12 protein-coding genes are annotated in these 12,420 nt (G+C 56.4%); 8 read left to right on the top strand and 4 right to left on the bottom strand.

Translation table 11 applies throughout. From position 1 onward, the window contains the following. Positions 1 to 10 precede the first annotated feature (10 nt). The 3 genes from csm3 (at position 11) to csm5 (ending at position 3,568) form a co-directional block, all read left to right on the top strand. Positions 11 to 850 (top strand): type III-A CRISPR-associated RAMP protein Csm3, encoded by an 840-nt coding sequence (csm3, locus tag EDC27_RS08560; RefSeq protein WP_123290217.1) that lies wholly within the window; start codon positions 11 to 13, stop codon positions 848 to 850. A 16-nt stretch (positions 851 to 866) separates the two neighbouring features. After that, a complete protein-coding gene (gene csm4 / locus EDC27_RS08555; protein WP_123290216.1) occupies positions 867 to 1,889 on the top strand; it encodes a type III-A CRISPR-associated RAMP protein Csm4 in 1,023 nt (340 codons plus the stop codon). 65 nt (positions 1,890 to 1,954) lie between these two features. Then, positions 1,955 to 3,568, top strand: a complete 1,614-nt coding sequence (csm5, locus tag EDC27_RS08550) for a type III-A CRISPR-associated RAMP protein Csm5 (RefSeq protein WP_170161711.1) — start codon at positions 1,955 to 1,957, stop codon at positions 3,566 to 3,568. A gap of 163 nt (positions 3,569 to 3,731) precedes the next feature. On the opposite strand, the gene EDC27_RS16000 is transcribed toward csm5, so the two are convergent. Further along, positions 3,732 to 3,836 carry a hypothetical protein gene (locus EDC27_RS16000; protein ID WP_245994397.1) on the bottom strand — a complete coding sequence of 35 codons (105 nt, stop codon included), beginning with the start codon at positions 3,834 to 3,836 and terminating at the stop codon, positions 3,732 to 3,734. Between EDC27_RS16000 and EDC27_RS15995 the strand changes: the two genes are divergently transcribed. Beyond that, positions 3,835 to 4,059 carry a hypothetical protein gene (locus EDC27_RS15995; RefSeq protein ID WP_170161709.1) on the top strand — a complete coding sequence of 75 codons (225 nt, stop codon included), beginning with the start codon at positions 3,835 to 3,837 and terminating at the stop codon, positions 4,057 to 4,059. The two genes, EDC27_RS16000 and EDC27_RS15995, sit on opposite strands and share 2 nt — an antisense overlap. 52 nt (positions 4,060 to 4,111) lie before the next feature. Here the strand turns inward: EDC27_RS15995 and EDC27_RS08540 are convergent, their stop codons facing one another. From EDC27_RS08540 to mutY, 3 genes are read right to left on the bottom strand one after another with little or no spacing between them, the layout of a single operon-like run. Continuing rightward, complete coding sequence (locus EDC27_RS08540) at positions 4,112 to 5,296, bottom strand: ChaN family lipoprotein (RefSeq protein ID WP_123290213.1); 1,185 nt, start codon at positions 5,294 to 5,296, stop codon at positions 4,112 to 4,114. Continuing rightward, positions 5,214 to 6,248: a hypothetical protein gene (locus tag EDC27_RS08535; RefSeq protein WP_123290212.1), complete on the bottom strand. Its 1,035-nt coding sequence runs from the start codon at positions 6,246 to 6,248 to the stop codon at positions 5,214 to 5,216. The genes EDC27_RS08540 and EDC27_RS08535 overlap by 83 nt, the downstream gene beginning before the upstream one ends. Then, positions 6,245 to 7,372 carry an A/G-specific adenine glycosylase gene (gene mutY, locus EDC27_RS08530; RefSeq protein WP_123290529.1) on the bottom strand — a complete coding sequence of 376 codons (1,128 nt, stop codon included), beginning with the start codon at positions 7,370 to 7,372 and terminating at the stop codon, positions 6,245 to 6,247. The genes EDC27_RS08535 and mutY overlap by 4 nt, the downstream gene beginning before the upstream one ends. A 215-nt stretch (positions 7,373 to 7,587) precedes the next feature. Between mutY and EDC27_RS08525 the strand changes: the two genes are divergently transcribed. The 4 genes from EDC27_RS08525 (at position 7,588) to EDC27_RS08510 (ending at position 12,229) form a co-directional block, all read left to right on the top strand. Continuing rightward, entirely contained in the window at positions 7,588 to 10,092 is a 2,505-nt protein-coding gene (locus tag EDC27_RS08525) for an ABC transporter transmembrane domain-containing protein (RefSeq protein ID WP_123290211.1), read from the top strand. A gap of 7 nt (positions 10,093 to 10,099) precedes the next feature. Beyond that, positions 10,100 to 10,600 (top strand): Crp/Fnr family transcriptional regulator, encoded by a 501-nt coding sequence (locus EDC27_RS08520; RefSeq protein ID WP_170161708.1) that lies wholly within the window; start codon positions 10,100 to 10,102, stop codon positions 10,598 to 10,600. Positions 10,601 to 10,632: 32 nt separating this feature from the next. After that, positions 10,633 to 11,484: a rhodanese-like domain-containing protein gene (locus EDC27_RS08515; protein ID WP_170161707.1), complete on the top strand. Its 852-nt coding sequence runs from the start codon at positions 10,633 to 10,635 to the stop codon at positions 11,482 to 11,484. A 256-nt stretch (positions 11,485 to 11,740) separates the two neighbouring features. Continuing rightward, on the top strand, positions 11,741 to 12,229 hold the full coding sequence (locus EDC27_RS08510) for a Crp/Fnr family transcriptional regulator (RefSeq protein ID WP_170161706.1): 489 nt from the start codon (positions 11,741 to 11,743) through the stop codon (positions 12,227 to 12,229). Positions 12,230 to 12,420: the final 191 nt, after the last annotated feature.

The raw sequence follows: 12,420 nt of genomic DNA, 5'->3' as shown, positions 1-12,420 counted from the left end.
GGAAACGAGCATGGCACCCGAGACGTATCGCAAGTTTTTGGGCAAGATCATTCTGAAAGGGGTCATGGAATGCCTAAGCGGGCTTCATATTGGAGCGTCCAAAGAAAACCTGGAAATCGGATCCTTGGACAGCCCCGTGGTGCGCGATCCCATTACCTCGGAACCCTATGTTCCCGGCAGTTCGCTCAAAGGAAAACTTCGGTCCCTCATGGAAAAAGCTCACCCCAACCTGCTGCCCAACCGGGACGGGGGCAGTGGCATCAGCCGCCATGAATGCAACGACTGGAATCCTGGCGAGAACAAAAATAGGAACTACAAAAACGCCGAATTTTCGTATCCCGGAGCGCTCCACTGCCCCGTGTGTCGCCTGTTCGGATCCACAGGTCCCGGCGAAAATAACCGAAACTTTCCGGCTCGCCTCAAGGTGCGCGACATGCGGCTCACGAAAGAGAGTCGCCAGGAACTGGAAGCCATTGATACGGGACTTCTTTTTACGGAGTGGAAATTTGAAAACGGCATCGATCGGGTAACCTCGGCGGCCAATCCCAGAAACCTGGAGCGGGTGCCTCGAGGAACCAAGTTCGACTTCTCATTGGTCTATGATGTCGAGGATTTGGAAACACTGGCTGAAGACCTTCGCAACCTCCAATTGTCTCTGGCTCTGCTTGAGGACGATGCGCTGGGCGGGCACGGATCTCGAGGTTACGGGCACGTGCGTTTTGAGTTCGAAGCGATCGAAGCCCGAAAGGTGGACTATTATCGAGGAAAAGCTGACCAGAAAACAACGGTGACCAAGTTGGAAGACCTGGCCATATTGGCAGACTTTTTCCGAAACGGCGCGAAAGACTGAACCCGAGAGGGATTCCATGAAAACGTATCTGTATCATCTTGAATTCCCCCTGGGGGCCCATTTCGGACGCCAGGGCATTGGGCTAGAGGAAACACAGGAGTCTCTGCCGTCGGATTCCCTGACATCGGCCCTGCTTAATGCGTTTGCCCTTATGGGTGAAGTCTCCGAAGCGCTGATGGCGCTTCAAGAAGAAAATCCGCCGTTTGTGTTGAGTTCTCTGTTTCCCTACGGGCCGGACCCCAACAATGGCGCGCGCCGCCTTTACGCTCTACCACGGCCTATGACGTCCCCTTTGATGACTAAAACCGAGGATCTGCAAAGGGCGGGAAAAGAACTTAAAAAAATTCGTTACTTGGACCCTCGCCATGTTCTGTCTTGGTTGGGAAACCGGCCCATGACGAGCGAGGCGCTGGAAGAGATACAAAAAAGCGCCCGCCGACTGGCTCGCCCTTGGAATGCCGACACGGGTGAAGGATGGTTTTCCACATGTCTTCGCCCCCGCGTCGCCCTGGACCGTTCATCGCAAAACAGTGTCCTCTGGTGGTGCGGGGTGATCCATTTTCGACCGGGCGCGGGCCTTTACGGGCTGGTACGATTTAGGGACGAGTCTTGGAAGTCGCGGCTTCATGCCGCCTTTGCCCTTCTCGAGGATATGGGCCTTGGAGGGGAACGAACCTACGGACTGGGCACCTTTCGGTTTCATGGGTTTGTGCCGCTGGAGGAAGCCTGGCCGAACGTGCCTGTGACTCACGAAAGCGCGCAGTTTGTGCTTCTTTCCCGATACGCGCCGGCCGCCCACGAAGTACCCGAACTTTCCGCGGTTCTCAAAGCCTGGGACTTCGAAGAAAGCCGAGGGTTTGTGGTCACGGGACGCTATGCCACCACTTTGAAACGCAAGCGAGTCCATTTCCTTAAAGAAGGCACGGTGGCAACTCGCTCCCTGCTGGGCCGGTTGGTGGATGTCACACCTGACCAAGGGCCGGACTTGGGGCTTTCCCACCGCGTGTATCGCAGCGGTATGGGGTTTTGGTTTCCTTAAGCGCATGGTATCGGAGGCGTTTCATGATAGGTCAGGCGGCACCGTCGTGGGAGGCGGCTGAACCCTTGGAAAAGCTTGTCGTGCACCTCATGGTGGTTTCACCGATTCATATCGGAACGCGAGAAGGTGCCCTGTTGCCCATGGAATACCTTTTTGACGGACACAGGGTTCATGTGGTGGATGAATCGAAACTGGGCCGATTTCTGATGCAAAGGAACCTCATGGATCGTTTCGTTTTCGAATCCTTTTCCGGGAACCTGAGACGCGTTGGATTGAGCGGGTTTTTGAAACAGCATGCCCGGGGTGTCGAGGAGCGACAGATCGGACCCGAAGTAGCCGCCTATTCCGTTCCCGGAGGCGGCCCAGACATGGCGGAATTTCGTCCTTTTACACGAGACGGCTTCGGCCGAGTGTACCTTCCTGCCACATCCATTAAGGGCGTGCTGCGCACTGCTTTTCTCTACGCGAGCTTGAAAAGCCAAGCCGCCCACGCTCAAGGCAAAAACCATCCTCTCGAAACACAGGTCAAGGGCTGGATTCAGAAACTCAGGGGAGAAAGAAGTCGAGAGCGCGCCAAAAAGTTCTTATCGGCCGATCTTCAGAGAGAAGTCCTTCAGTCGTGGAACCTTAAAGGAAAACCTCACGATCAAAACAAGGATATTCTGCGATGCCTTAAGGTGCGCGACGCCTATCCACTGAACGGGAAAGTGCAGACCCGGGTCATCCCCATACGGTTCCTTTCCAAAAGAGGCGACGGAACACACTATTGGAGCCAAAAACCGAAGGGCGGCGGCGACTTGGTCATTTGGGTGGAAGCAGTCGTGGGGGGCACTTTTGTCACGGAAATCTCTTGGGATCACCAGCTGTTTGAAATGTTTCAAAAGGAAAATCCGAAGAAGACCTTGCCGCTTTCTGGAAAACCGTCACCTAAGCAGGTACTGCTCTTGGCAAGGCGCATGAATCAGGACGTTTTGGGGCACGAAACGGCATTTCTCACGGATAAAGGCGTCTCTGAAGCTCGCCAGCTTCGCTCGTGGTACCAGAATATTCGGGAGCGAACTAAGGGATCCCTCTTCCGCATCGGGTTTGGAAGCGGCATGTTGTCCACCACCGTCAATCTGTTGTGGAGCGATGGGCTTCGCCAAGATATTCGAAACGTCTGCGGGCATGATCGGGGTCAAGAGCCCGCGCCCAAGTCCCGAAGGGTCTGGGTCAAGAGTGAGACCCAATGCCTCCCCATGGGGTGGGCGGCGATCATGATTCCCGGTGCGGCACCTTCCCAACCTTCAACACCCAAGCCCGGAACCGGCAAAGCTTCGGGCCCGGGGAATGAAACCGAACCCGGCATGCCGACATCCATGCCGCCAAAGCCCGCATTCACGCCAAAGACCGAGAGGCCAACCGAGGTGCCCGGTGGCCGCGGTCATGGGCCGGGGCCGACCGCTTCGCCTGTTTCTCAACCCAAACCGTCGCCGCCGCCAGGCCTTTTGGGGAAGGCTCAGTCGGTGCATTTGACGGATAAATTGGCCATGGAACGACTACTGGAACAAATGGAAGAAGCCGACGACGCCACGGCAAAACAAGCGGCCCGGGCGCTCAAAGAACGGCTGCAACGGGAAGGCTTGTGGAAAAGCACGCCGTTTCGCGTAGACATTGAAGCTTTCCTGCAAGACGAATAACATTAGCGGGCCTGTCCACAGACGAGTGGGAGGGCCTTTTCAAAACCCCTTGGGCGGCCCGTGTGGCCGCCCGGCGTTTTTCGAGCTCGAAGACGTTATAACCCGGCAGCAGGCGGCGGCCCCTCTCTTTCGAGAAGGCAGGCCCCTGTGGTCGATCGCGGGGCTATTTTTGAACTTTAAGCAGGCTCTTGACCGATTTGATGCCCTTGATCTTTTCGATCTTGCTCACGATGCGCTCCTGGACCGCCCTGTCAAAGATAAAGCCCATGAGAACCACATCACCTTTGGTGGTCGCCACATTGATTTTGAAGGTCGTGCGCGGCCAAATCCTTGACGATGATGGCTTGAGCTTCCGTCGTGATGGTGGCATCGTCGATGAATTCCCCGGCAGTTTTTCTCCTGTAAGCGAACTGCAGCCCAAGAGAACTACCCCACTCAAAGCGCCTACCACCAAAGCCAGCTTAAGTATCTTATCTCTTTATTCTGCTTAGGCTCGTGAGGCCTCGGAGACGCCTTTCTTTTTGAATGCCTTTCGACCCTGGCCTACGGTTCAAAGCGAACGGTGGCGGTCACCGTGCGGCCGTCCCGTTCAAGAGTGAAAACCAGCTCGGGCACTCGTTGCTGAACCATTTGATGCAACATATTTAGTTCGGAAACGGGTTGGCCGTCCACGGCGACAATTCGATCGCCAGGGCGAAACCCCGCCTGCTCCGCGCGACTCCCCGGAACCACGTCCAGCACGCGCACCCCGGCCCCGTCCGTATTTCTTTCCAGTCGCACGCCCAGCCGCAGCCCATGGCCGGGAAACGGCTTCTCTTCAGGCGTCACCACGAGGAAATCGCCCACCGCCGGCGTGAGGCGTTCCGGACCTTCATTCACCGCCTCGGGCACCACCACAGCATAGCGATGTTCCACGCGACGGCGCACGCGCTCGGGAATGCCAAACCGCTGATTGACGTGTCCTTTGCCCGCCAAGACCACCACGTGATCCAAGGGGTTCTGCACCAACCAGACGGCCAAACTTTCGGCCATGGTTTCGTCCCAGACCAACTGGGCTTCGTAGAAACTCTCCAGATCGCGAATCCCGCCCGGCACATGGGCCTTGTATTCTTCTTCAATAAAGGCTCGATGGGCTGCATCCTCGGTGAAGAAGTGTCGAGCGATGTCTTGGCGTTCGTCGTCGCTCAAGGACGCCAGACCCTGCCGGGACACCTTGCGCACCACAGCCGGCGGTGCATTGAGAGCTCGCAGGGGAATGCGTTGTTCCCGAGCAAAGACGAACAGAGGGCGATAAAGGGCAAACGGAAAACCCCAGTATTCGTTCCAATGCACGGCCTCTAGAAAGGCCGTCTCCTCCAGCTCCCCCTGCACCCAACGATCCACTTCCCTTTGCGTGCCTCGAGGAAGCATTTCCAAGCCCACACCGATTTTTTTGCCACGGCGCCAAAGGCCTTCCACGATGCGCCGCTGGACTTCATGGTCCGCTTGACGCGAATGGACCTCGCCCACATAAATCACGCGAGCCTTTTCCAGTTCCGAGAGAAGCTCGTTAAAATCGAGTTTCCTTCCCGTGTGGAGATCCACGATGTCGTTGACCGCAGGTTTGAATTCCATCATCCCCTTGGGCATGGCAAGCCGTTCTTTTTCAAGGCCGGCGCAGCCCCAAAGAGTCGAAAAAGCCGCCGCCAGTAGCATTAGGGTGAACCGTTTCAAGCTTTTCAAAGTCATGGTTAAACCTTTCCTGAAGGTAGCTGCGCACGATATCTTGCGCGGGTTGTGAAGGCTTTTGACGCACAAGGGGCCACAGTCTCTCGCAATCTTTCCACGAAAGGCAGCGCGTCCATCGATCAGCTTGTGCTTCGTCGTCCAGGTGCGGAAACGATCCCTGAGAAGGGCTCATTTCCTCTTTATGCACCAGTTTGATGAAAATGAGGCTCTGGGCCGCCAACAGGGACAGCAAAGGTGTGCGTAAATTTTCACGAAAGACCAGGCGCAGCGTGAGCCGATCCCCCGGGCCCAGGACCTGTTTTTTGCCGATGCGACGACGCGCCTCTTGATCTAGCAGAAAGAGCGGCCGTAGCCTCGTCCGTCTTCCCAAAAGCCGCTGCAGATGTCGAAACAGACTCCAATGAATGTAGCCGCATTCGACGTAGAGGCTTTCAGAGCCCTCGGCCACGACTGTCAGCGCTTCCGCCCTCATGCGATCCCTCAAGCCAATGCGGGCAGCGTCCGCTCTGGCAAAGGCCACCACGGACGCCACCACGTCTGAGAACGGCGCGCTCACGGATTTGGCATAAAAATCCAAAAGGGTCGCCGTCGCCCTTCTTTCGGCATGATAGACCTCATAGGCCGCGTCTTTAGGGTCAAGGGCATGAGCGTCCCCGCCATCGGCAAAAAAGTCGTGCAGTCGGTTCAGGTGTTCCAAGTAGGGGTCCACCTGCAGCAGGTGTTTTCCCTGAGCGTGAAGTCTGCGGTAAAGAAGGCAGGAAGCGCGGGCGAACCGGGGAAATTCGTAATCGGATTTTTCCAGATATTCTTGAATAGACATGTGCCCTTCGAGCATGGCGTAAAAATTCGGGTGAGGCGGCTCTTCCAGCGCGACCGTGTCGTGGGTGCGCATGATCGTCTCCGCTTTCTTAAGCACTTCCAGCCGATGCGTGGAAAAGGCCACGGTGATCACCGCCGCTCCTCCCCTGCCGACTGCAAGAGGCGAATCAGGCGCCGATTGGCCGAAGGAAAGGCGTAGCCGTCCAGCGCGTCCACAGGGACCCAGCGTCCTTCCGTGGCGACGCGCAGCCTGATGGATTGCTCGGGCGGATTCAGTACACAGCGAAAGGCGTGCAGGTGCAGGCGAAACCGGGTGATGGCATGGCGAATTTCCGTGATCTTTTCCGTGATGCTCACCGTCACCCCCAGCTCCTCGGCCAATTCGCGCCGAAGCGCCCCTTCCGGTGTCTCGCCCTTCTGAGCCTTGCCTCCCGGGAATTCCCACAGACCAGCCATGAGTCCTTCGGGAGGCCTTTTTTGAATAAAAACCTTGCCGTTATCACACAACACACCCACCGCCACCGTCACGGCCTCGGTCAACGGGCGGCCGGACATAACGGGCCGAGAAGCCACCGTTTTCGCAGCGTAGGCTCGGCACCATGCGCATACCGGGCATTGCACACAGCGAGGATTTCTGGGCGTGCAGATCAAGGCCCCCAATTCCATGACCGCCTGATTGAATTCTCGAGCGTGGCCGGAGGGCATCCAGTGTTCCAAAGCTTGACGCAGAACCTTAAGGCTGCGGGCCTCCTTCACGGGCGCCGGCCAGTCCAGCAGTCGAGCGCTCACGCGTTGCGCATTGCCATCTAGCACAACCACGGGGCGGCCAAAGGCCAGGCTGGCCACGGCGGCCGCCGTGTAAGGGCCAATGCCGGGAAGTCGTCGCAGGGACGCCTCATCGAAAGGCAGCTTGCCGCCATGCTGCGCCATGATCTGCTGGGCGGCGGCCTTGAGGTGGTGAACGCGCCGGTAATAGCCGAGCCCTTCCCAAGCCTGCAGCAGAGCGTCCAGGGGAGCTTCTGCCACAGCCTGCACATTGGGAAACCGTTTCATCCAGCGCTCAAAATAAGGCACGACCTTGGACATCTGGGTCTGCTGCAGCATGATTTCCGAAATCCAAACGGCGTAGGGATCGTAGTGGCGCCGCCAGGGCAGCGGTCTTTGGTGGCCAAGGAACCAGGTCACAAGCGCGGGGCCGATGCAGGCGTTTCGGGAATCCTGAGGATCAAAGGTACCGGTGTCAGAAGCCTTGGGCATGGGTTTTTCATCCTCCGCAAAGAGGTTAAGCATCCTCCATCTTCTAGAAAAGATCTGGGCATGGACCGTCCTGGAAAGGCCATGCGTTGACTTTTGCCGCCAACCGTGTTGTAGCATCACTGGATCCCTCATGAGGCCTATTGGAATCCGGCTCGAACGCACAACCTTGTGCGAACTCATTCCTGTGAACACATATTTCGGAGAAAGACTTACCCATGATACTGAAGAAACCCCTCTGGTTTTGGGCCTTGACGCGCTGCCGAGGCCTTCAGGTGGTGCTTTTGGTAGCCATCGTCTTGACCGTGTTTTTGCGAGTGTTTCCCCTAGAAATGCAAAAACGCATTGTCAACGAAGCGATTCGTTTCGGCAAGATTCACACCCTTTTCCTTTACTGCGGTCTCTACATGGGCGCGGTCCTGTTGGCGGGCCTTTTAAAATATTTCATCAACGTGCTTCAGGGCTACATTGGCCAAAAAATTCTTTATGAACTGCGCATAGGTCTTTATCGGCACCTTATTCGATTGCCCATTCCGTTTTATCGCCGCACGTCGCCGGGCCTGGTCATTTCCTCCGTCACCGGAGAACTCGCTTCCGTGGGGGATTTTCTTGGAGGGGCCATTGCCGTTCCGGCCGTCAATGTGCTGACTTTGGTCACCTTTGGGGTGTACATGTTTACTCTGAACCCTATTCTGACCGCTCTGAGCCTGGCCGTGTATCCCATAGAAATTTTGATTATCCCCAGGCTTCAAAACCGGTTCAATCGAATTAACAGCGACCGAGTGACCACCACGCGCAAACTCAGCAGTGTTGTCGGCGAAGCCATCAGCGGCATTCAAGAGATTCATGCCAATGCGGGCTATGATCTGGAAAGTCGAAAAGTGGAACAACTTTCCCAAAAGCTGCTTCAATTGCGGCATCGCATGAACCTGTACCGGTACGGGATCAAGTTTACCAATAATTTCTTTCAAAGCCTCGGCCCTTTTCTGCTCTTCCTTTTGGGAGGTTATTTCAGCATCACGGGACGCTTCAGCCTGGGTGCTCTGGTGGCTTTTCTTTCCGCCTACGAAAAGCTTTACGACCCGTGGAAGGAACTTATGGAATTCTATCAGGGCTACCAAGACGCCCGCGTGGCCTATCGGCGGATTCAAGAAGCCTTTGACGTGGAACCGGAATTTCCTTTGCAGCCCGAGGACCGGCCTCCGGTGCACCTGGGCGGTGCTGTGGCCGTGGAGGATCTGGTGTTTGAAGTGGAAGACCGCGTGCGCCTGCTGGATCAGGTGAGCCTGCGCGTGGCGCCGGGAGAACGGTTAGCTTTGGTGGGGTTGTCAGGAAGCGGCAAGAGCACGCTGGCCATGGTGATGGCGCAGCTTTACCGTTACAATCAAGGCCACGTATACGTGGATCAGTGGGAACTCAAAGACTTGACCAAGGCCGACGTGAGCCCGCATCTGGGTTTTGTGTCCCAGTACCCCTTCATCTTTGACGGCACGCTCAAGGACAACATCCTGTACGGAAAACGCGCACTTCAGCTCAACACCGTCCCTGCAGCGGATCATGAACCGAACCTCCCGGCACTGGAAGACATTCTTCACGCGGTCGACGCAGTGGGGCTTACGGAAGACGTCTTGCGCTTCGGGCTCAATTCCGTGCTAGACCAGGCCAAGGAACACCTTTGGGGAGAAAAGATCGTCGCCTTGCGTCATCAGTTTCGATCCCGATGGAGCGATGCGCTGCAGGATACCGTAGAATTTTTCGATATGAACCTTTACTTGGACTACAGCTCCGTGGCGGTGAACATCATCTTCGGCTACCCCGTGGAAGACGGCCGCCCTTGCGAAGTGCTGCCGGCTCGACCTCGTTTTCGGCAATTTCTTGAAGAGGTGGGCTTGGATGAGCCACTGGTGAGCCTGGGCTTGGATGTGGTCAACCGCACCGTGCCCCTTTTGAGGGACTTGCGGAACGATCCCTTTTTCTTTCGGCATTCTCCCATTGCCTTGGAAGAGATGGACCAATTCGTCGATATCTTCGAACAGTACGGAACGGCTCGCCCGGAACGCCTGCCGCCATCCATTCGAGAAGCCCTGCTAGCGCTGGCGCTGCGCGTCATTCCCGGCGTGCACAAGATGATCGTGGTTCCCAAGGAACTTCGCGAAGCCATTCTCGCATCCCGATCACAGTTCAAGACGTACTGCACACAAAGGGATCCCGGCCTCTTTGTCTGTTACTCGGAAACGGAGTATCTCAGGGGCCGAACCCTGCTGGAAAACATTCTCTTTGGCCGCCTCAAGGAAGAAACGTCCTGGGCATGGACTCGGATCACCGAAGCGGTCGTGGATCTGCTAAAGCAGGAAAAGCTCTACGACGCGGTGCTGGAAATTGGGCTGGATTTTGAAGTGGGCAGCAAGGGGGATCGCCTTTCCGGTGGGCAGAAGCAAAAGGTGGGCATCGCGCGAGCTCTTTTGAAAAAACCCCGCATTCTCATCATGGACGAAGCCACGGCGAGCCTGGACATGGCTTCCCAAACCCGTATTCAGCAGCTTCTGGACCATGAATTGCGAGGGAAGGCCACGGTGATTTCCGTGGCCCATCGGCTGGAAACGATCCGCGACTATGACCAGATTGCGGTCATGAAATCGGGTCGCATCGTAGAACTGGGACAATACGACGAACTTTTGGAAAAGAAAGGGCTCTTTTATGAACTGGTCAGCGGACACGGATGATCGATCCATGCAGACGTCGCAGCCAAAGCCCGCCGAAACCCTAACCTGTGAACTGGATGACAACCTGGAATGGCTTCGCCGCACCGATGTGTTTTCGTCCATTCCCTTGGAACGTCTTCGGGTTTATGCGCTCATGTGCCATAGGCGCCGTTTTCGGCGCGGCGAATTCCTGTTTCGACAAGGCCAGCCCGATGACAAAGGCTACATTCTCGTGGCGGGTACGGTGCAGATGGTTCGCCAGTATGAAAACCACTCCGTCATCGTTCACGACCTGGAGCCGGGCGCGTTCTTCGGAGGGCTGGCTCTGTTGGCGAACATTCAAAGGCTATTTGGAGCTCGAGCCGCTACGGACGTGGACGTGCTCTATATCGATCGGGAAACTTTTCGAAAGATTTTGCACCAGTTTCCGGACCTGATGGAAAAAATCCTCGATGTCATGATCCGCCGCATTGTGCTCATGGAAGAAAAAATCCTTGAACGCCATCTGCACGAATGCGTGTTGGTTTGAAAAACGACCGCGATCGCAAAGGAGAAGGCGCCATGCCACAAAAGTCCGGGACCGCTCAGGCCGTGGAAAGCCTGTTTATCGACGAATTGGAAACCTACCGCGCGCAGCACAGGGAAAAGGACTATGAACTCATCGACGTGAGGGAACCCGCGGAATACGCTGCGGGCCACATTCCCGGAGCGCGACTGATGCCCTTAAGCCGTTTTGAAAAGCTCATGCGAGAACTGGATCCCAGCAAAGAACTGCTTTTCTATTGCGCCAGTGGAGGCCGCTCCATGGCTGCCGCCTTGATGGCCGCCGAAAGTGACCTGAAGCCGGCTCGCGTGATCAACCTCCAAGGGGGCTACATGGCCTGGGATGGGAAGGAGCTGTTGGATTTTCCCAAAGTGCGCCTTCTGGCCGACAAGGCCTCCCTGGCCGATATGCTCCAGGAAGCCATGAATCTGGAAAAAGGCGCTTTTCGCTTTTACACGCTGTCTTCAGCTCAGGAATTCGCGTGGGCCGATACGGCACAAAAACTCGTTGAGTGGGAACGCCGCCATGCGCAGGCCGTGTACCGCCTTCTGGAAGCATCCCCTCGCCACGAGCCCTTGGCCCCTTTTGACGACCTTTTTGCGTCCCTTTCTGGAACCATTCTGGAAGGGGGAGAATCGTTGGAGGAAGCCGTCAAGAAGATGCAAAGCCTTCCCGTGTCTTCGTGCTATGCCTTTGCCGAACTGGCTCTGGACATTGAATACCGAGCTTACGACCTGTACCGCAATGCCGCAGCCACCGCCAAGGATGCGGCCGCATCGGAAATCCTTCGGGATCTTGCGGAACAGGAAAAGGCTCATCTAAGCTTCATCGCCAAGGTATTTGCGGCCTGCTCGGGTGAGGCCTCTTGATTGGGCGGCTGAATTTTGTTCCATTTAGAGCAGGCGTGATGAAGAAATGCCCGAAAACGGAGATTGCCATGACCGCACGGCCTCCCAAAATGATCAGGCGACGCCCTGAAAAGTGCCCTTCACGGGGTTCTTTTCAGGGCATTTCGTCGCACTGATGGTCGGTGTTTTCGGCGTGCAGAGCCTGACGTCGAGGCATGAAGGCTTCAATGAAGGCGCCGAAACCTGGCCGACGTTCATGGAGAAAGGAGGAAGGGTCATGTTTATTCAGCAATCGGATCTCTTTCGTGACATGGAGCATGATCTCATCAAGGCTTTCATGGAGATCAGCGAAAAAGAGGACGTCGCGCCGGGGCGAACATTGTTTCGAGAAGGGGACCCGGCGACCCATTTTTATGTGATGCTCAAAGGCAATGTGAAGCTTTCGTTTAAAGAAGGCACCTATGTGGCTTATCTGGTGAGCCGTCCCGGGGAAGTGTTCGGCTGGTCCAGCCTTTTTGATCGGGACACGTATTCGGCCACGGCAGAAGCCCTGACCGAAACGCGCCTGGTTAAAATGCCCGGGGATCGGGTCAAGGCCATTCTGGAAAAGCATCCGGAAAGTGCCATGCGTTTCTACCGAAGGCTGTGCAAGACGCTGGGAAACCGGTTGATCAAGAGCTATGAAGCCATCACGTCCGTTTCTCACGCCATGACGGCAGAATCTCACGGCACCGGGCAGATCCTCAGCATGGGAACGCCGCGTTGACGCCCAAGCCTGCGGCGACGGGCCGACCGCCTGCCCAAAAGGCCCCTCGCCGCGCGGAAGAAAGGGCTTGTGGTCCGTGGGAGCGCCGCAAAGCATGGTCGTCTTTCCGTGCCGAAGCTCGTTGGCAATGCCATTGGTCAAGGCTCCAACGTGTTCCGCTATTCTCATGATAGGTAAAGGTCCCTTGCTAA

Source organism: Desulfosoma caldarium (genome assembly GCF_003751385.1).
Lineage (GTDB): Bacteria > Desulfobacterota > Syntrophobacteria > Syntrophobacterales > DSM-9756 > Desulfosoma > Desulfosoma caldarium.
The sequence above is the reverse complement of the archived record's forward strand: the minus strand, read 5'-3'. Positions and strand labels throughout refer to the sequence as shown.